We start from the raw sequence: 18,389 nt of genomic DNA on the forward strand, positions 1-18,389 counted from the left end.
GTTTTAGTCCTTCGATGCCTTGGGTTTTAAAAATCTTTTTCCAATAACCCACAAAGAATTCACTTACACCTAAGATTTTGCTGATTTCATAGTAAAGCTTACCGGAGAGCGCCATCCTGACAGCTATTGCTCGTTTTAGTTCTCACAGCATCGATATCGCTTTTAATGAAAGATTCTAATTGGGCTATTTCTTTTTCCATATTTTTTTCTGGAAGTTGTAAGTTATTCATTTTTTTATTGTCACGATCGAGTATTGCATATAATTGTACCGTAATCATGATAATGATTTAGGATTGCTATATAGCACATCGACTGTTTAAGTCAGTAGAAGAATTGTCGGAATTGCTACAGAGATTATTAAATGAAGGAGAAATGGTTATTAAATGGGATCGAAAAATCAAAAATAAAGGCAATGCTATTTTATCCGGTTTAGCTGCGTAGCAGCTTAGCTGTTGCAATCGTGGTGTTAGCGGCACGGTGCGAGCTTTGTTAGTTTTGGTTGATTTCCGAGATCCATTACTTAAACTTTCTCCGATCCAGATTCGATCGCAGTTGGAGGAGCAAAGTCGCCACAGCAGCGCAGCAGCTTCGCCGGTGCGGAGCCCAACACCGAACTTGAATTCCACATAATCGGCATAATGACTGAGATTTGAGTCCGAGCGGAATTTATGGACTATCGAACCAATTTCTGCCAGTGTGAAGGGCTGCGGGCATTGTTTTGGCGCAACTGAAACCTTAACTTCGTCCCAAGGATTTTCGATAACTAGCTTCTTTTTCTGGCCCCACTCCCAGCAAGCCTTCATTAACACAACCCTTTCCCGTACCGTCACGGGTTCAAGTTTCTGTGTTTGTCCCAACCAATCTCTAAATTTCTCAACAAGACTTTCAGAAACAGAAACACAGGTTTTGTTCTTGAAAAACACAGAAACGTGTTTTTGTAATCCAAGATATTTAGCGAGAGTAGCAGCTTCGATTTTACGGCGCTTGTGCTGGACAAATTGGTCAAAGAGGTCAGAAACAGAAATGGATTCTTGTTTCTGGGGCTTGTACTTTGCCAGGGAGGGGTCAAAGTTGCCACTACCCATGTCGAGTTCAATTTGGCTGGCTTTGATCGAAACAGCTTTACGGTTGGCGATCGTCTTCGGCAGCCCGATGTATAACCAAAATCGTTTTCCTTGCCATGACCAAACTAAACGAAGCCGATCCTTAAAAATCTGGACCTTCACAGAGCCTGAAGCCATATCCCAGTTTTATCTCACTTTTTATCAAAGTATGACATTTTCAGTCATCCCTTATTGAGAATGGGTAAGGAACGATTTATCTACCAAAAATAATGGAATCCTTAGTGTATAAGGATTCCATCTATCGGAGCGGCGGGATTTGAACCCACGACCCCTACTACCCCAAAGTAGTGCGCTACCAAGCTGCGCTACGCCCCGACAGCTTTAATAGCTTAGCATAGAATTCCCTAAAAAGTCAAAAAACTTTTAAAACTTTTGCGGCCTGTACCAAAGTCGGAACCGCAGCCGCCGGCCAAAAACCCTCGCACCTCCGGCCAGCATTTAAGATCAACTGCACGCTGTAAGCTTCGGGATAGCCTTCCACTTGCACCCACAGCAAGTCGCTTTCGGCTTCAATGGCTATTTTTTCCTCATCCATTAACTCAGAGGCCATGTGACTCATTGTGCCGGCTAATTGCCCCAACAATCGGCAAAAATCGTTCAACTCAGCCTCCGTGAGTTCGATCGCCCAACCGTCGCCAGCCACCAAACCCTTAAACTCCTCCGCCTCCGGGTTCCATCCCAAACGCCACCCAACACCAGTCTTAATTACACGTTCCACCATTGAGGAATTTTAGATTTTAGATTTTGGATTTTAGATTTGTAGAACTTACCCATAAATACGAAAGAAACCGGGTTTTTTACCATTGTTAAAGGCCGGGATGCAGTATTTCCCTAAAAAACCCGGTTTTTGCATCCATGAGTATTAAGGTGCCAGCAACTTCGCATCTCCCGGCTGCGGCTGCGGTATCTCCGGGGAATTCGATCGCCTTTGTGGTTTTTCCCCCCCCGCCGGTGTGCGCCCGCCCCCGGAACTCTCCGTAAAAACATCAACCAAAGCTTGAACCAAAGCATCCCGCTGCGATCTATTTAACCTTTGAATAGCAGCACGATCCTGTTCCATTGGATTTGAGCGCAAAACGTCGTTTCCCGGATACACGCTTTCCACCAAATAATCGGGAGTCGCCCCCAAATAGTCAGCTAAACTCAACTTCCAATCAAATCGGTAATTGGGCGGGCGTCCTTTGACAAATACGTGATATCGAATCAACCGCCCGACTAAAGTATTGGTAGGATCGACTTTTCCTGTTTCCTTAGAAATGTAGTTATTTTCGATCGGCAAATCCGGCAATTTTTCATACACCAATTTCCACGCATCTTGCACCCTCACTTGCAACGGCGCAGATTGTTGAGCCACCCGCTGCACGGACGCAGACTCATAACTCCGCAGCAGCGAAGGTTCCAAAGCCGACATACTCAATTCGCCCGATTCCAATACCCAACTCAAAAGCGTGAAAATCGCCACACTCAAAGTAACGCACAGAAAACTTAAGCCCTGCTTTAATTTATTCACGGTTTTGACACTTTTAAACATATAAAAATTTCATAATCTTACGACCAGCAAAGTCCTACTTTCTAAGTTTATGAATTAGGAAAAGAAACCCGGTTGGCAGCATCCTGATTTTGTAAAAAGCGTTTTTTAGCAGTGCGAGCTTCCGGCTCAGTTGCTTATATAAAATAAACCGAGTTTTTCGCCTAGGCGCGCCAGTCTAGTTTAAAAAAGTTTTGGGTTTTGAGTTGACAAAAATTGCTGGCAACTCTCCACTCAAAACCCAAAACTCCCGAAGTCTAGATATCTCCGATTATTTCCGGCTGAGTCAGTTCGTCCGACATCTCAAATATCGCCCGCATTACAGGTTTCATTTGATGGTCGTCCATATTGTCAAAATCTTCATAGCGACGGCGTTTTGCGCGGTTCGCCACCTGTACCGTAATCCGATAGCGGTTGGATGCAGCACCGATCAACTCTTCCGCCCGACGGGTTAGCTGAGTTGAATCGAAGGTTGGACGCTTAACCATGAGACTACCTACTTTATGTAATGTTACATTCTAGTCTAGTATGTCAAGATTCATAATTTATTAACTGAGTATCATTGCTTATGCAGGCAGCAACAGCCTATTCCTTTGGTCACTTGCATCGGGGAACTTCTCATCCCCTCAAATTGGTTGCTTTCGGTGACAGCTTAATCTACGGTTTCGGCGACGGTGTAGGCGGTGGCTGGGTAGAAAGACTGCGCCGACAGTGGATGTTACCGGAGAGTGCAGGACACGTTTTATACAATTTGGGCGTTCGGGGCGATCGCACCTATCAAGTCTCCCAGCGCCTGGAAAACGAGTTTCGCCACCGTGGCGAGCTCAGAAACCGCGTCCCGGATGCGATTATTCTTTCCGTGGGCCTCAACGATTCGGCGAGAGTGCAGTCGCCTACCGGGCGCAGCTACACCGAGTTTGAACATTTTAAAAATGTTTTGGATAATTTATTAGACACTTCCAAACAACTTTGTCCGGTGATATTTGTCGGGATGGTGCCGGTGGATGAAAGTAAAATGCCTTTTCAAGACTGTTTGTATTACAGTCATGCTGACCAATATCGGTATAAAGAAGCAACCAAATTAGCTTGTCAGTTGCGGGGAATTCCCTATTTAGATATTTTTGATAAATGGATAAATCGAGGAAGTGATTGGTGGCGATCGCGCCTGATTGCAGACGGGCTACATCCCAATGCAGCGGGCTATCAATCTTTATTTGAAGATGTGACAAGTTGGGAACCGCTAGCCTCTATTAGTCATTAGTCATCAGGGCCAACTTTTGCGGCATTTTGAAGGGGCGCTTAGCCTCTAGATTGAGCGAAGTTGATTTGACTTGCAACGCTCAAACGCAACATTATAAAGCGAAAACTCAAGAAACACTAAAAAGTAAAAATCGGTACTTAAAATGGCAAAATCATCCAAAAATTCCCCAGTTAGTTTAGATGCACTTATTCCCAGAGACGCATTTGAAATTAAAGAGCAGCAAGAACGCAATATGGGAAGAAGTATCCTCACTATAGGTATTCGCGATCTAGAACAAAGTTCTTTTTTCTATCCGTTTTTGCGAAAACCGGATTTTCAAAGAGAAACTAATGAATGGGATGCAGCAAAAATATGCGAGTTTATTGAAAGTTTTTTAGATGGAGATTTAATCCCCGCAGTTATTCTTTGGCGAGGTAGTAGCCACTATTTTGTCGTTGATGGTTCTCATCGACTGAGTTCGTTACTTGCTTGGATTAATGATGATTATGGCGATGGTAAAATTTCTAAACAATTTTATGACGGTAACATCACCGACGAACAGAAAGAGGCAGCCAAAGAAACTCGCAAACTAATTAAAGAGAAAATAGGAGCTTACAAAGATTATCAATCATTGACTTCACAGCCTGGTCAAGTTAATCCTAAAATGCTGGAAAGAGCTAGGAACTTAGGGGCCTCAGCGATTTCACTTCAATGGGTTGAAGGTGATGCTATGAAAGCGGAGGAATCTTTTTTCAAAATCAACCAGAAAGCAGCCCCGATTAGCGAGACTGAGATGAGGTTGCTACTAGCACGCAAAACACCTAATGGTGTGGCGGCGCGTGCGATCGTCAGAAGTGGTAATGGTCATAAATATTGGTCGGAGTTCTCTGAACAAAAACAGGATGAGATTGAAAAAGTAGCGCAAGAAATACACGAACTTATATTTCAGCCCAAACTTTCAAATCCCATTAAAACATTAGATGTACCAATTGTAGGGAATCTTTCATCTTCGGATAAGTTGGAATTGATTTTAGAATTTATAAATATTGTCAATAACATATCAACCGATAATCAGTTGGGAGAAGATTCAACAGGCGATACAACTATTGAGCTACTAAAGCAGTGCAAAAAAGTGGCTCAAAGAATCAATAGCAAAGATCCTTCATCTCTGGGTTTACATCCCCTAGTATACTTTTATACTCAACAAGGAAAGCCAAAAATTGGTTCATTTTATGGGGTGGTCAGTTTAATTTTAGATTTACAACAGACTAAATCCTGGTCTAAATTGATAAAGGTAAGAAAAGACTTTGAATGGGTAATTTGGAATTATGATATGGTTCCACAACTTGTTGCTAAGAAGAGTGACGCATTACAAGCTAGAGATCTAGTGAGAGACTTCTACTTAGAAGTCATTAATAAGTTGTCAGGAGGTATAGATAAAAAGAATGTTATCACAGAAATAAAATCCGGCGATAAAAGATTTGCGACTCTGAAAATTCCAAAGAAAACCGACACTGGGGAAATTCAGAGTAAAGAATTTTCTAGAGAAACCAAAGCATCTGCGTTTATCAGAGAGGCTCTACCAGGCTGGCCAGTTTGTAAAATTTGTGGAGGGTATCTGCCTTGCAGATTTAATAGTATCGATCATATTACAAGAAAAGCTGATGGGGGTTTAGGAACTTTAAAAAACGCACAATTAACTCACCCCTACTGCAATACTACCTATAAAAATTGAAAAAAAATTGTATTCGATTTAATGTAGAGCCAAAATATTGCGATCGCCGATAGTTAAATTTTAGCGACAGGCAATTGCTTTTTTGTTAAATCAATCTCATACAATTTGGTATGCGATCGCGATCGCATATCAAACCGCTTTGTCCGTAAATCCTGTTAATTGCAGAGACAAGGTAGATAAGGGAGATAAGCAACATAAGGATTTTAAGGAATTTAAGTCTTTTAAAATCCACACTAAGAATAAAAATATTTATTTTAAAAGACCGTATCTTCCCCCCACCAAAAATTAAAACATTCAACAATGATTACATAAGTGAGGGAAAGAGCAAGTTCGGCTGGAATCAATCAGCCTATTAACAGCTTGCTTGTCCTCAATAAAAAACTTGTGTAAATTGGAGAATCAAAAATGTCTGTATTACATCGCATTAAATCCGGTACATCTGTTTTATTAACACTGGGAACAGTTGCCGGAACCGCAGCGCCGATGCTAGCTCCCGCGCCTTCTTTTGCTCAGACAGCTTTTTCGGATGTTAATAATAACTACTGGGCAAAAGATTTTATTCAAGATTTGTCAGAAAGAGGAATTATCAAAGGATTTCCCGATGGCAGTTTTCGCCCGGATGCACCGGTAACGCGGGCTGAATTCGCAGCAATGATCCGTTCTGTGAAAAAGGCAAAAACCCGCGCTGCTGTGGGGTTTGCCGATGTTCCGTCTAATTTTTGGGCAAGCGGGGCGATCGCCGAAGCTTACGAAATGGGATGGATGTCTGGCTATCCCGGCAATGTTTTCAGACCGGCACAGCAGATTCCTCGCGTTCAAGTTGTAGTCGCTTTAAATAACGGCATGGGCTATGAGCCTACGTGCGATTTTCAAGATGTTCTCAGCTACTATAATGATGCTGGTGAAATTCAAACTTATGCTGTCAAAAGCGTTGCTGCTGCTACTGAAAAACAGTTAGTTGTCAGCTATCCCAATCCTAAATCTCTCAAACCGAACAAATCAGCAACGCGAGCTGAAGTAGCTGCTTTTATCTATCAAACATTAGTGAGTACCAATCAAGCAAGAGCAATTAATTCTCCTTACATTGCCAAGATTGATGTTAGCGAGTCTGTTGCTGTGAAAATTCCCAGCGGGGCGACTATTCCAGTCGAGTACGCAAAAGGCAAGATTTTGCTCGGCCCCAATGACAAGTCTCCGATTACGCTGACTGTAGCTGCGGATATCGCGGGCAATAATGGCCAAGTGCTGATACCCGAAGGCTCGAAAATTAGCGGCGAATTGCGATCGACTGCTTCGGGCGTTCAGTTTGTGGCTCAAGAATTAAGTATCATCAACGGCAGCAGAGTGCCTCTCAAGGCCACTTCGCAACTGATTACTAGGAAAGAAACTGTTACTAAGGGCGTTAATGTTGGTAATCTGGTTAAGAATACGGCGTTGGGTGCAGCAGCAGCGGCGGCGATCGCAGGTGTTACGGGCGATCGGGCGATCGCGACTGAAGAGGTGCTCGGCGGCGCGGGAATCGGGACTTTGATCGGGGTGTTTTTGGGGAGAGATAAAGTCGATTTGTATGCTGTTAATCCCGACACCGATTTAGATTTGCAGTTGGATTCCGAGTTGGTAGTTGGTACTACCACCGCAGGCATTTGTAGCGCTAGATAGAGCCGATACTTGAAGCCCCTCGCCTTACAGGAGAGGGGCTTTAATTTGTCTATTTTACATCGCTACAGGTGCATCTAATCAAACAATTATTCAGAAAATTTTTAACTTGTGAATTTTTACGGACATCCCAAACTTTCTCGGGTAGAAACTCCCGTCACGGGATTGACACCATCTGCTTCCTCGCACAGGATATTCACTTGATAAGCGTCGATAATCGCGTCAGTAAAATCAGCACCAGAAATTGCAGCATCATAAAACCGAGTTCGAGTCATAATTGCCTCGGAAAAATTAGCATTCGTCAAATTAGCGCCGTCGAATGTAACTCTATCTACCAAAGCACCGGAGAGGTTGGCACCTGACAAGTTGGCCTTCAGCAAAACTCCCTTAGTCAAAATCGCATTAGTTAAATCAGCACCTTGAAAATTTGTTCCCCGCATTTGGGCCGCGACAAATGTTCCCCCCGCTAAATCCGAGTTGGAAAAATCGCGCTCGGACAAATTAATATTTGTGTAATTAATATTTGTTTTAGGCAGGGCAAATGCCGGAGTAGCACTCAGCAGCACCCACCCACAAGCCAACACTAAACTTAAAATCAGGCTCAGGAAAATTCGGAAGACACTTTTCATGATGATGGGAATGGGGAATTGGGCATAGTTGACTGTTGACTGTTGACTGTTAACTGCTGACTAATGACTAATGACTAATTAAAATCGCTTTACCCAATCTTCGCCAACGCGAAGTGTCAAGTCAGAATTGATTTCACCCGTAGAAGATGCTTCAATTTTACCGCCGCCTAACTCTTTTTGCAGTAGATTTGCTGCCTCTAAATCGCCTTGCTGAACAATAATTTGACTTTGACGCTCCTTCTGGGGCGAATCCTGCACTACAGATACATTAAAAAAGCCCTTTTTTCTGAGAAATTCAGCAACGGTTTTTGCGGTTGCTGGTTTATTAGAAGCGTTTTGGACAGCTATTTTTATGTTTTTGGGCAAAACAGACTCGGTTGGATTGCGAAATCGTCCTTGTGCAAAATCCGGCACGCTCTGGTTGAAATATTGTGTCATAATGCGATCGACCTTGAGCGCATCTAAAATCCAATAACTCCTCAAATCCCCTTGTTTTGAGCTAGAACTTCCAGGCAACATTACCATTTTAAAAGTATCTCGCTCTAATTGCAAACCGAAATTTGCCAGCGTCAATATTTCCTCATAATTGAGGTTTGTATCCACATATTTTTGCATCAATCGAACAATTTGTGGCAAGCGTACCAATACTGATGGACTTGTGAGGCGGTTCCGAATAACTTGAATTAAAGATTGCTGCCGCTGAATGCGACCGATATCTCCTAAACCGTCGTTGCGAAATCGAGCAAATTGTTCTGCTTGTTCTCCGTTGAGAGTTTGCCATCCCTGGGCTAAGTTTATTTTTAACTTTTGGGCAGTATCTGTATAGGACATCGCGCGAGGTACAAACACCTCAACTCCGCCCAACAAATCGACTAATTCCCGAAACGCACTGCTGCTGACTCGCACGTATCGTTCAATTCTCGTATTGTTCAGCATACTGCTAACCAATCGCGTCGCCAAAGCTGCTCCTCCCGTCGCATTGGCTTCGCTAATTTTGCTGAATCTAATTCCGGGAACATCGACTTTAGTATCTCGCGGAACAGACAGCAAACTAATAGATTTATCTCTAGGATCGAGGTGCAATAAGAGTATTGTATCGCTGCGACCCTCAAAAATCTTAGGGCCATTGGCTGCAGCTTCCGGCACGCGGTCAATTCCCAATATCAAGATATTAACTGGGCGCGATAGGCGGTATCCAGAGTTTGATGATGTATAGTTAAAGCCCGTAGCCTCTAAGACTCTACTGATAATTGGCGGTTCCACGGGGGCTAACAGGGCGCTAATTGCCCCGATTGTGGCGGAGATGGCGGCTGTGAAAACTAGGAAAAATAGCCCCACTACATACAGGAATAATTTAGGCTTTTTTCGAGATTCTCGATCGACTGGTTTAACAAAGTTTCTTTTAAAGATTGACAAGTTTTTCATTGACTTGCTGTTAATTATTGCATTTTTTCAGCTTTGCAGTAAAACTTGGGCGGTGCTTCTCGAAAATATTTGAGCAAAGCCGGACACAGCCAGCCTTCGAGATTTTTCGATTCCCACCGATACCAGTTACCGCCGTATTCTGCTTTCAACCACAGCATTTCTGCTTGATATCCGGGAAATGGATTGGCTGAAAATAAAAGTCGGAAACCTTGAGCGGCATTGGGAATGTCTGCGACAAGCGCGTTAATCATTTCCGGGACGCCCTGAACAAATGGTTCTCGGACAAGTCCGACTCGCTCGTCGTCAAAAACCCAGGTGTAGTGTTCGCGATAGGGGTAAATTACCATCATGGCATTGGACATTGTATTTTCCTCTTTTCATTTCATTTTTTTTCTGTGCGAAAATGTAAGTTTTGATACATTATATTCTGTTGCGCGGAAGTTGTGCACTATCGGATTTTACCACCCTATTTTAACTTAGGAAATTTCGCTGGTTATTTACCAATTTTTTTCGTCTGTTGCAGGCGAACTATAGATTTATCGGGATTTATAGCTGTTTTTTTTACTTGTTATTTCTAGATAAGTAATAACAACTTTCTTGAAAGTTAAAGAAAAATTATTGCATATTTTTTGTCTGGTTGTGCCTGTTTTTATAACCAATATGACCTTGGTAAGAATGACGAATAGTCTTTATTCACCCAAACTATTAGAACCGAAACCCAAACTACAAACCTATAACTGTTTGTAGTTTGGTGTTATGTTTTTTTTGAAGATCCCGCTCAAATTCTAGTCAGCTCAACCAGCGCCTTAGCCAAATATTGATACTGCGGCAAAGTATTGTATAACTGAGCCGAAATCCTCACCAACTGCTTACTAGCATCCGGCCAAGGAATCACCGGAACTTCTATTTTAAAAATCTCCCACAGCGCCTCTTGCAAAGGTGGAATTCCTCCCTTTGCAACCGCATCAGACTGGGAGTCTGCCAGTGGCACAACTGCCATCGAACCCACCATTGCATCGGGACAAGGCAGTGGCAAACCTAATTTGTCCGCCAATATTTTTCTACCCGCCAACGCCAAAGCATGATTTTTTGCCCTCAATTCCGGCCAGCCACCGCTCAACAAAGAACCCATAAAATCAATAGCTACAGGCACGCACAAATAGGGGCTAGGATCGACTGTTCCCATCCAGTCAAATTCTAGTTGAAAGCGCGATTTATCAGCGCGGGGCGAGTTAGCACCGTGACTGATCGTAGTTGGGCGAATAGCACCTTGCTTGTCGCGCCGCACGTATAAAAAGCCCGCACCTTTCGGCGCGCAGAGCCATTTGTGGCAATTTCCCGTATAGTAAGCCGCGCCAATTTCATCTAAATTTAGCGCTACCATTCCCGGCGCGTGAGCTCCGTCTACTAATACATCCACGCCACGGTTAGCCAACTCGCCAACTAACTGTTTGATGGGAAATATTAAACCTGTTTGGCTCACAACGTGGTCTAATAAGGCTAACTTTGTTTGCGGTGAAACGCGCTTAATTATTGCTTCAATAATTTGTTCTGGTGACTCAATTGGAAATGGGACTTCTGCTACTATTACTTTAGCCCCTGTACGCTCGGCTACAAAATTAAGTGTGTTGCGGCAAGCGTTGTATTCCTGATTTGTAGTTAGCAATTCGTCGCCCGGAGAAAAACATAGCGATCGCAAAACTGCATTTACTCCCGTCGTCGCGTTCGGGACAAAAGCCAAGTCATCTTCACTCGCACCGATAAATGCGGCTAACTGATTTCTCGCATTATCCAACAAAGGCTCAAATTCCCGCATTAAAAAGCGCAAAGGTTCTTTTTCCAGTTGTTCCCGAAAAGCGGTTTGCGCTTCCAGTACGGGAATCGGACAAGCCCCAAAAGAGCCGTGATTGAGGAAAGTTATATGGCGATCGAGCAACCAATATTCGTTAATCATTAGTAATTAGTCAGTAGTCAGTAGTCAGTAGTCATTAGTCAGCAGTCATTAGTCATTAATCAGTTAACTGTCAACTGTTAACAGTCAACCGTTAACCATTTTATCTTTTAAGTGCTCAAACTCTTCTAATGTATTGCAATTCGATAACATTACTGCTTCTCGTTCTCCGACAGGTAGAGGGATTGCGGGGATTTGATTTAGCCACAGTTGAAAGGAACGTCCACCTCGGTCAATAAAACTTTGCAAACTGGGCAGAGATTGTTGGCGGTAGAAGCCGCACAAAGGCTCCCAGCGCGAATTTTGATAAGGCACAACTGCTAAAGTTGATTGGGGAAACTCTGTTAACTGACTCGCCCACTTCTGAATAATCTGGGCATCCAACAAAGGCAAATCGCAAGCTAACAGTAAAATCCACTCGGCGGCAATTTCTGTCAATCCCTGAGTCAATGCAACCAAGGGCCCGGAGCCCGGATTGTACTCTACCAGAAATTGGGATGTTTCGCTTAAGGTCGATCGATAGCGATCGGGCCAAGCAGTCAGAACATAAACTGCTGGCGTTACAACTGCGGCAACTTCCAACGCCCGCTGCAATAAGGATTTGCCCTCAATTTCCAGTAGAGCTTTATCCCTACCCATCCGCGAACTTTGACCGCCTGCAAGCACAATTACAGCAATTTGATGATTAGTCATTAGTTTTTAGTCATCACTCATTAGTAACCAGAAAAAAATATAAATGTAGGTTGCGCATTGCGCACAAAACCCGATTAATCATTTTCAACTCAAAACACTAACGGCTTTGCTAACTTCCTCAAGTTTTTGCACGACTTGACCGCTGCTCAATAAATTTTCTGCCTCAATCAAACCCGAGCTCATATCCAAACAAACTCCGCTGCGCCACAGATAAAAGCCGCCGTTCCAGATAGCGGACTGCATCAATTCCGATGGTTTACCCAGCAACACTTCCTGCATTTGTTTTAATAACTCAGAGGCTGATCCCAAGGGAGGATTTGTGCTGCTAAAACCGTAATCTCCGTGAGCTAAAAGCACTCGCTCGAACTCAGCGTCCGGCTTAGCAATGCCAATAATCGCAGTGCGATCGCGCGGCAAATCGCAGCTTCCCTCCAATCCCTTGACTGTGGTATAATTTTTGATTCCCCGCAACTCAAAGGCTTTTTGAAACATACCTTCTGTCGGCGGGTGGACGTAGCCGGAGATGACGTTAACGTCGCCAACATAGGGACACCACATCAACTCCATTGTCGAAAAAGGCGGCCGTTTGCCGATTTCGCGGCGGTAGGGAACTAAAGCGGCGGCTTGAGGAAAATGCTTGGGAAGGTAAACAAAACCTAAACCCGTACTGTCAAAAACTTGCTGAACTTTTTCTAAACGGAGTTTGCTCCAGTCAACTGCCAAACCGCGCCAAATTTCAATCAAGGGAAGACCTTCCTTGGTTGGCATGGTATCGCCCCCGTGCATGAGGGTTGGGACGCCAGATGCTGCTAAAATTAGGGCTGTTAAAGGGCTAATTGGAGCCGTGCGCGATCGCCCGTCGTAAGCAACGCCAAACACGGCGACGGTAGAGACGGAAAACCCTTTTTCTCGGTTTGGGGGGGCAAGCACAGGCCCCAATTCTTCATAAGCATCGAGCATTCCGGCTAATTCTTCCCCAGTGGGCCGTTTAATGCGGTGGGCAATCATAAAAGCTCCGATTTGAGCGGGTGTTGCTTCTCCCAGCAGCATCATCCGCGTGGCTGCTGCTGCTTCGGAGCGAGTTAAGTTTTCTCCTGTGTGTATTCCGCTGCCAATTTTTCGCAGCAATTCTCTAAATGCGTCACTCATAACTTTTGAAGTTGGTAATTGGTAGTTGGTAGTTAGTAATTGGTAATATTTGAACCGTTTTAAATTTCAATTTCAGAACTATCTATTCAAAATTATCGAATTATACCAGTTCCCAAAAAGAAGGCAATTGTTGGAAATATCCAAACCCTTATTTCATCAGTCATTCCCAATCTAAAATCTAAAATCTAAAATCTAAAATGGTATTAACTGCCTGATTTTTCTAGCTTGATGACATCAAAAGGCGGCACAAATTCGCGTACCAGATTCCAGAAATGGGCGATCGGCGGAATTTGCATTCGATCGTGTGTTGTCACCAACACCACTTCGCGAGTCCAAGCCGGATCGGCTACCGATTGACCGATCGCCGAAACCTTGGAATTTGAGCGCTCTTGGGCGATCGACCGAACTGCTAAAGTGCGATCGGTTTTCGCCTCCACCAAAGCTGAATGCGGCAGCAAAGCAATCAATTCTCCCTGCCGCACCACACCCCGAAAAGCATCAAGAGTGTTGAGTTCCAAAACAGCATGAAGTTTAGCACCGATGCGTCCAAATTGTTCTTGCACCATCCGCTGCATTCCGTACCCATCCTTAAACACCACTTGCGGGTAACAAATCAATTCCGGCCAAGGTACTCGATCGTACTGGGCCAGGGGATGACCCGCCGCCATCAACACCTCGATCGGCTCATTGTAGAGCACCTCAACCAACATTTCCGGGGCTTGAGTAAAATAGCGGTTGTTCATCACCACCGCTATGTCCACCAAACCGTCTTTGAGGACTTTCAGAGCTCGATCGCTCCCGAGGGAAGTCACCCGCAACTGCACCTCTGGATAGTCGCGGCAAAACTTTTGCAGCACAGGCGGCAAATAAGCAGCGCAAACCGAGTGAATCGCAGCCACGCAAAGTTCTGGCTGCTTTCCTGCCAGTAACTCTTCCAATTCTTCTGCAGCATTTTGCCAAGTCTGACAGATTTTGCGAGCGTGAGGCAGCAGGCATTCCCCTCCCACAGTCAGCTTCGCGTGAGCCGTGCGGTGAAACAGCGACAAACCCACTTCCGCTTCGAGTCCCTGCACTTGGCGGCTAATAGTCGATTGGGTAACGCCGCACTTCCGGGCAGCTTGCTGAAAGCTACCGGTTTCAGCAACTGAAAGAAATGCTTGAAGCTGCTCTAAGCGCATGGATGTTTAATTCGAGATGGTTTCAGAAATTTTACTGGAAGATAATCTGTGACATTAACCGATTTAGTAGAAGAATTTAGTAGACTTTGATACAGGTACAGATTAGTTTTGATTTCCGGGCTAGACGCGGGGATGCTTGGCTCTACGAATCAATTTCCTCGGGTAGGATTTATGAATCCCCAAGTAGAGGTCGATTCTCCAATATAGAATGGATTTCTAAATTTGCAAAATCATCAAAAAATGGATAAAATAAAGATAAATTCATCAAATTTGGCAAGCTTGTAGCTCAAACTTTTGAATGAAATCCCAGTCACGATCGCTTCATAAAATTGCGCTAAATTGCTTGGTTTCTCCCTATGCTTTGGACTTTAAAACTCGCCTTGTATTTCTTACCTCCTCGGGCATTATAATACCTGACTGTCCCTAAATCTCTCAATAAATGTACGAATATTGCAGGTCGGTTAAAACCTGCCGCGAACTTTCATCCCCGGACTAAAGCCACTCTTGTTTTCTGTTTTTTTTTGTATAAACTAGGAATTAGCGGGTCAGCAACACAAGTGCAAGTAGGATCGATCGCACAGGAAAGCCGAAATGCTGCAATTTCTTAAGATTATGTTATTTAACCACAATTTTATTCTGCAAAGTGGATGTTGCCAGTGGCAGCCCCAGTTGATGGGACTGCACGCGGTCAGCGATTTGTTAATTGCCTTGGCTTTTTATTCAATTCCAGCAATTCTGACATACTATGCCCGGAAGCAGCGGGACGTGCCTTTGAGCAAGGGGTTTCTCCTATTGGGGGCCTGGTTTTTCTGCGGCGGGACAACTCACTTGATGCAAGTTTGGATGCTGGTGCATCCCAGCTACTGGCTGTCAAGTTCGATCGCCGCCGTTACCGCTATCATCTCTTTGTGGGCTGTAGCGTCCCTGATACCCTGGGTTCCTCAAATGTTGGCTTTGGCTGGGGCGGCTTCTTTTCCAGGAAATACGGCGCTGGGAACTGAAAAGGTCGATCGACGGCAAGCAGACTCTGCAATTAAAAATTCCGTCGCATTCCCCACAACCGAACTCCAGCAAATTAACCAGCAATTGCTCGCAGAAATAACGCAGCGCGAGCGAGTCGAGGAACTCCTGCTTGACGCTTTAGGCAAGCTGCAAGAAAGCGAAGAACGCTTCCGCGTTTTTCAGGAATTATCTCTAGACGGATTTAACGTGTTTCGCAGCATTCGTGACGAATCCACAATTGTGGATTTTGAATGGGAATACGTCAATCCCGCAGCCGCAAAACTTCAACACAGTACACCTGAAGAATTAATTGGCAAGCGATTGCTAGAAGTGCGGCCCGGTCATAAAGATAACAGTTTGTTCGACCGTTTCGTGCAAGTTGTAGAAACAGGAATTACCCTGGATACCGAGATTTATTACAACAGCGAAGGCATTGTCGGCTGGTTTCGGATGATGACTGTTAAATTGGGCGACGGCATTGCTATTTCTTTTAGCGATATTACTGGCCGCAAGCAAGTAGAAGCATCCCTGCGCAACGCGCTGCAAAAACTCACTTCTCATTTTGAAAATACGCCCCTAGCGGTGATTGAGTGGGATGAAAACTTTCGGATCAGCGGCTGGTCGCCGGCGGCCCAGAAGATTTTTGGGTGGAAGGAAACAGAAGTTTTAGGCAAGCATTTTAGCGAATGGAAATTTATTTCTCAGGGTGATTTTGAAAAGGTTCAATCAGAAATTTATAGTTTAAAAAAATCCGACCGTCGCTGCAATATAGTTCGCAACAGCAATTATAATAAGGGTGGTTCGTTGGTGCATTGCGAGTGGTACAATTCGGCTTTTTACAGCGATTCCGGACAGTTGGTATCGGTGATGTCTCTGGTTTTGGACGTGACGGAACGCTTTAATTTTCTGGAAGTGCTGCGACAGTCTGAAGAGCGGTTTCGGATTGCGGCAGAAAGTGCCAGCGATTTGATTTACGAATGGGATATCGAGACAGGCATCGTGCTGTGGTTCGGTCACGTAGACCAACATTTGCAGTACGAAAAAGGCGGATTTCCGAGGACAAGAGCAGCTTGGAACAGTATCTTGCACCCGATCGACCGCGATCGAGTTTTGGCCGCGGTCGATCGGTATTTGAGTGCGCCAGACAGTTCTGCCGCCCCATTTTTTCAGGAATACCGCGTTCAGTCCCAGAGGGGCGGCGTGCTCCACTGGATCGATCGGGGCAAAGCAGTGCTTGACAAACAAGGCAATCCCTACAAATGGATCGGCGTGATTAGCGACATCAGCGATCGCAAACAGGCCGAAGAACAGCGGAATCTAGCTTTGGCGCGGGAAAAGGCCGCCCGCCGCGAAGCCGAAGCCAGCGAACTGCTTTACCGCGTCCTCGCTGAAGCCATCCCGCAAATCGTTTGGACTGCCAGACCCGACGGCTGGGTGGACTACTACAACCAGCGCTGGTTTGAATATACTGGCTTGACGCTGGAGGAAACTCAAGGCTGGGGGTGGCAGCTAACCCTGCATCCAGATGACGCGGAAGATGCTGTAGAACGCTGGAATACCTCCGCACAGACGGGGATGACTTACGAGGTGGAATACCGCTTTAAACGGGCATCTGACGGGGCTTACCGCTGGCATCTGGGCCGGGCATTGCCCGTGCGGGACGCTGAGGGGAAAATTCTCAAATGGTTCGGGACTTGTACGGATATTGACGATCGCCAGCGATCGGCCCAAACAGCCTATTTTCGCGCTAGAGCTTTGGCTTTGCTGTCGTCGGCTTCTCTGGATTACGAGGAGGCGCTGCAAGGTTTGGCAGATTTAACAGTACCGGCGCTGGGGGATTGGTGCTGCGTGCATTTGGTCGAGGCCGACGGCTCGATCCGCTTGCACGCAGTTGCTCACTCAGATCCGAGCAAAGTCGCTATGCTGTGGCAAATCGACCGGCGCTTGCCGCTAGACCCCCAGGGACGGCACGGAGTAGCAAAGGTGCTGCGGACTGGGGAGTCGAAGCTCTACGCAGAAATACCGGAATGGGTGATCGAGGCGATTGTACCCGACAGGGAACTGCTGTCCGTGCTGCGATCCCAGGCGCTGTCGGCAATCTGCGTGCCGCTGATCGCTCGCGGGCGGACGCTGGGAGCGATTTCGCTGCTGTGCGGGGAGTCCGGCCGCCGCTGCGGGGAGGGGGATTTGCTGTTGCTGGAGGATTTGGCGCGGGATGCGGCGGTGGCGATCGACAATGCGCGGCTTTACCGGGAAGCAGCGGAGGCTAACCGGATTAAAGACCAGTTTTTGGGAACGCTTTCTCACGAGTTGCGGACGCCTCTGAACGCGATTTTGGGCTGGGCCCAAATGCTGCGGCAGCGCCAGATGAGTGCCGAAAAAACGGCTGTAGGTTTGGAGACTATTGAGCGAAACGCGCGGTTGCAGACTCAGATGATTGAGGATTTGCTGGACGTTTCCCGGATTGTGAGCGGCAAAGTGTGTTTGAAGCTGTTCCCGGTGGATTTGGTGCGGATTGTAGAAACGGCCGTGAAGGCGCTCAGCCCTGATGCTGAAGCTCGGGGAATTGAATTGGCGAGTTTTTGCGGCGAAGGGGTGGGCTTGGTGAGGGGCGATGCTACTCGTTTGCAGCAGGTGGTGTCTAATTTGGTCTCGAATGCGATTAAATTTACGCCGCCGTCGGGTCGCGTGGAAATCAGGCTCTCGGAGGATGGGGAACCGGGAGCAGCGGGTGGCGCCATGTTGTCTGGGCCGTCTCCGGTTCACTCTGTTTCGATCGTTGTCAGCGATACGGGAATTGGCATTAGCAAGGAGTTTTTGCCGTTTGTGTTCGATCGCTTCCGCCAAGCTGACAGCACTTCTACGCGCAATTACGGCGGGCTGGGACTGGGATTGGCGATCGTCCGCCATCTCGTGGAACTCCACGGCGGCAGTGTCTGGGCCGAAAGTCCTGGGGAAGGACTCGGCTCGACTTTCGGAGTGCGGCTGCCAATTGAGCAGAGGTAAAGTTTTGATTTTTAATAAGTTATTGAGTGCAAAATTCAATATTTAAGTTCTACGCAAGGTGCTTATGGCGCAC

16 protein-coding genes, 1 tRNA gene and 2 pseudogenes are annotated in these 18,389 nt (G+C 45.8%); 5 read left to right on the forward strand and 14 right to left on the reverse strand.

All coding sequences use genetic code 11. The features are described 5' to 3' along the window. Window positions 1–115: helix-turn-helix domain-containing protein (locus E5S67_RS34760; RefSeq protein ID WP_172188790.1), on the reverse strand; the 115-nt coding region annotated here is incomplete at its 3' end. Continuing rightward, entirely contained in the window at window positions 99–230 is a 132-nt protein-coding gene (locus E5S67_RS34040; RefSeq protein WP_281363546.1) for a hypothetical protein, read from the reverse strand. The genes E5S67_RS34760 and E5S67_RS34040, both read right to left, overlap by 17 nt. A gap of 67 nt (window positions 231–297) precedes the next feature. Between E5S67_RS34040 and E5S67_RS33390 the strand changes: the two are divergent. After that, a pseudogene (locus E5S67_RS33390) lies at window positions 298–441 on the forward strand (IS630 family transposase); the annotation flags it as partial. Between the two features lie 305 nt (window positions 442–746). Here E5S67_RS33390 and E5S67_RS33395 read toward each other — a convergent pair. The 5 genes and pseudogenes from E5S67_RS33395 to E5S67_RS15760 form a co-directional block, all read right to left on the reverse strand. After that, window positions 747–1,241 (reverse strand): annotated as a pseudogene (locus E5S67_RS33395) (phage integrase SAM-like domain-containing protein); the annotation flags it as partial. A 124-nt stretch (window positions 1,242–1,365) separates the two neighbouring features. Then, a tRNA-Pro gene (locus E5S67_RS15745) sits at window positions 1,366–1,439 on the reverse strand. Between the two features lie 37 nt (window positions 1,440–1,476). Further along, entirely contained in the window at window positions 1,477–1,845 is a 369-nt protein-coding gene (locus tag E5S67_RS15750) for a DUF1818 family protein (protein WP_172188794.1), read from the reverse strand. Window positions 1,846–1,986: 141 nt separating this feature from the next. Next, complete coding sequence (locus tag E5S67_RS15755) at window positions 1,987–2,634, reverse strand: hypothetical protein (RefSeq protein ID WP_172188851.1); 648 nt, start codon at window positions 2,632–2,634, stop codon at window positions 1,987–1,989. Window positions 2,635–2,909: 275 nt separating this feature from the next. After that, on the reverse strand, window positions 2,910–3,140 hold the full coding sequence (locus E5S67_RS15760) for a DNA-directed RNA polymerase subunit omega (protein WP_172188796.1): 231 nt from the start codon (window positions 3,138–3,140) through the stop codon (window positions 2,910–2,912). Window positions 3,141–3,220: 80 nt separating this feature from the next. On the opposite strand from E5S67_RS15760, the gene E5S67_RS15765 reads away from it, so the two are divergent. The 3 genes from E5S67_RS15765 (at window position 3,221) to E5S67_RS15775 (ending at window position 7,286) form a co-directional block, all read left to right on the forward strand. Further along, the gene (locus E5S67_RS15765; protein ID WP_172188798.1) at window positions 3,221–3,913 is read left to right on the forward strand and encodes a GDSL-type esterase/lipase family protein; all 693 of its coding nucleotides are present in this window, start codon (window positions 3,221–3,223) and stop codon (window positions 3,911–3,913) included. A 142-nt stretch (window positions 3,914–4,055) separates the two neighbouring features. Continuing rightward, a complete protein-coding gene (locus E5S67_RS15770; protein ID WP_172188800.1) occupies window positions 4,056–5,627 on the forward strand; it encodes an HNH endonuclease family protein in 1,572 nt (523 codons plus the stop codon). A gap of 405 nt (window positions 5,628–6,032) precedes the next feature. After that, a complete protein-coding gene (locus E5S67_RS15775; RefSeq protein ID WP_172188802.1) occupies window positions 6,033–7,286 on the forward strand; it encodes an S-layer homology domain-containing protein in 1,254 nt (417 codons plus the stop codon). Between the two features lie 116 nt (window positions 7,287–7,402). On the opposite strand, the gene E5S67_RS15780 is transcribed toward E5S67_RS15775, so the two are convergent. From E5S67_RS15780 to E5S67_RS15810, 7 genes are all read right to left on the reverse strand, one after another. Further along, window positions 7,403–7,912, reverse strand: a complete 510-nt coding sequence (locus tag E5S67_RS15780; protein WP_172188804.1) for a pentapeptide repeat-containing protein — start codon at window positions 7,910–7,912, stop codon at window positions 7,403–7,405. A 78-nt stretch (window positions 7,913–7,990) separates the two neighbouring features. After that, window positions 7,991–9,337, reverse strand: coding sequence for an LCP family protein (locus E5S67_RS15785; RefSeq protein WP_172188806.1), 1,347 nt, complete (start codon window positions 9,335–9,337; stop codon window positions 7,991–7,993). 14 nt (window positions 9,338–9,351) lie between these two features. Beyond that, window positions 9,352–9,699 carry a DUF6717 family protein gene (locus tag E5S67_RS15790; protein WP_172188808.1) on the reverse strand — a complete coding sequence of 116 codons (348 nt, stop codon included), beginning with the start codon at window positions 9,697–9,699 and terminating at the stop codon, window positions 9,352–9,354. Window positions 9,700–10,115: 416 nt separating this feature from the next. Beyond that, window positions 10,116–11,291 carry an aminotransferase class V-fold PLP-dependent enzyme gene (locus tag E5S67_RS15795; RefSeq protein WP_172188810.1) on the reverse strand — a complete coding sequence of 392 codons (1,176 nt, stop codon included), beginning with the start codon at window positions 11,289–11,291 and terminating at the stop codon, window positions 10,116–10,118. Window positions 11,292–11,375: 84 nt separating this feature from the next. Continuing rightward, window positions 11,376–11,981 (reverse strand): molybdenum cofactor guanylyltransferase, encoded by a 606-nt coding sequence (locus E5S67_RS15800; RefSeq protein ID WP_172188812.1) that lies wholly within the window; start codon window positions 11,979–11,981, stop codon window positions 11,376–11,378. Between the two features lie 84 nt (window positions 11,982–12,065). Continuing rightward, on the reverse strand, window positions 12,066–13,130 hold the full coding sequence (locus E5S67_RS15805; protein WP_172188814.1) for an anthranilate phosphoribosyltransferase family protein: 1,065 nt from the start codon (window positions 13,128–13,130) through the stop codon (window positions 12,066–12,068). Window positions 13,131–13,333: 203 nt separating this feature from the next. Continuing rightward, window positions 13,334–14,308: a LysR family transcriptional regulator gene (locus tag E5S67_RS15810; RefSeq protein ID WP_172188816.1), complete on the reverse strand. Its 975-nt coding sequence runs from the start codon at window positions 14,306–14,308 to the stop codon at window positions 13,334–13,336. 591 nt (window positions 14,309–14,899) lie between these two features. Here E5S67_RS15810 and E5S67_RS15815 point away from each other — a divergent pair. After that, complete coding sequence (locus tag E5S67_RS15815; RefSeq protein ID WP_172188817.1) at window positions 14,900–18,316, forward strand: PAS domain S-box protein; 3,417 nt, start codon at window positions 14,900–14,902, stop codon at window positions 18,314–18,316. Window positions 18,317–18,389: the final 73 nt, after the last annotated feature.

This window comes from Microcoleus asticus IPMA8, assembly GCF_013179805.1.
Classification (GTDB): Bacteria; Cyanobacteriota; Cyanobacteriia; order Cyanobacteriales; family Microcoleaceae; genus Microcoleus; species Microcoleus asticus.